Here is a 1,311-nt window from a genome sequence, read left to right as displayed (position 1 = left end):
TCAGCATTCGACGACGTTGACGGCCAGGCCGCCCATCGCGGTTTCCTTGTACTTGGAGGACATGTCCTTGCCCGTCTCACGCATGGTCACGATGACCTCATCCAGCGACACCCGGTGCGTCCCGTCACCCCAGAGCGCCATCTTCGCGGCGTTGATCGCCTTCGCCGCAGCGATCGCGTTCCGCTCAATACACGGAATCTGCACCAACCCCCCGATCGGATCACACGTCAGGCCCAGATTGTGCTCCATCGCGATCTCCGCCGCGTTCTCCACCTGACCCGGCGAACCACCCATCACCTCAGCCAACCCCGCAGCAGCCATCGACGACGCCGAACCCACCTCACCCTGGCACCCCACCTCAGCACCAGAAATGGACGCCTGCTCCTTATACAACACACCCACAGCACCCGCGGCGAGCAGGAACCGCACCACCACATCGTCCCTGTCGGCCTGCGTGGCCTTATCCATGCCCGGGGCGTAATTCAACGCGTAATACAACACCGCCGGGATGATCCCCGCCGCACCGTTCGTCGGGGCAGTGACCACCCGGCCACCGGAAGCGTTCTCCTCATTGACCGCCAACGCGATCAGGTTCACCCACTCCTGCCAATACTTCGGATCATCGCGGTCCTTGTCCTCCTTCAACAACCGCTCCAACCAATCAGGAGCACGACGCCGGACCCTCAACCCCCCAGGCAACACACCCTCACGCTTGAGCGACGTCTCAACACACGCCTCCATCACGTGCCAGATATGAAGGAGACCCTCCCGGATCTCCTCCTCGGACCGGGACGCACGCTCGTTGATGAACATGATGTCGCTGATCCCCAGCCCCTTGGACGCGCACCGGCCCAGCAACTCAGCAGCCGTCCGGAACGGCAACGGCAACTCCGCCTTCGTCTCCTCCAACTCCGCCCGAGCCGCGTCCTCCTCGCCCTCCCGGACAATGAACCCACCACCCACCGAGAAAAACGTCGCCTCCCGCAGCACGTTCCCCTCCGGGTCAGACACGGCAAACTTCATCCCGTTCGTATGCCGCGGCAACACCGTCAACGGATGCAACACCATATCCTCCACGGCGTAGTCCAGGAGCACGCCCGCAGCCAAGTTGAGCTTCCCCGTCTCGGCAATGGAAGCCAGTCGTTCCTCCACCTCATCGGGCAGGATCTTCTCGGGTTCGAAGCCTTCGAGCCCCAGCAAGACAGCTGTGAAGGTCCCGTGACCACGGCCAGTCGCCGCCAACGACCCATACAAATCAACCCGCAAACCAGCGACCGACCCCAGCACCCCGGACTCACGCAACTCAGCAGC

1 protein-coding gene is annotated in these 1,311 nt (G+C 63.2%); it reads right to left on the bottom strand.

Going from position 1 to position 1,311, the window contains the following annotated elements; all coding sequences use genetic code 11:
• On the bottom strand, window positions 1-1,311 hold a 1,311-nt coding region (locus KSW38_RS23290), incomplete at its 5' end, for an L-serine ammonia-lyase (RefSeq protein ID WP_216927815.1).

This window comes from Paenarthrobacter aromaticivorans (assembly GCF_019038615.1).
Classification (GTDB): domain Bacteria; phylum Actinomycetota; class Actinomycetes; order Actinomycetales; family Micrococcaceae; genus Arthrobacter; species Arthrobacter aromaticivorans.
Note: the sequence above shows the minus strand (reverse complement) of the source record. Positions and strands in the feature narration are given on the sequence as shown.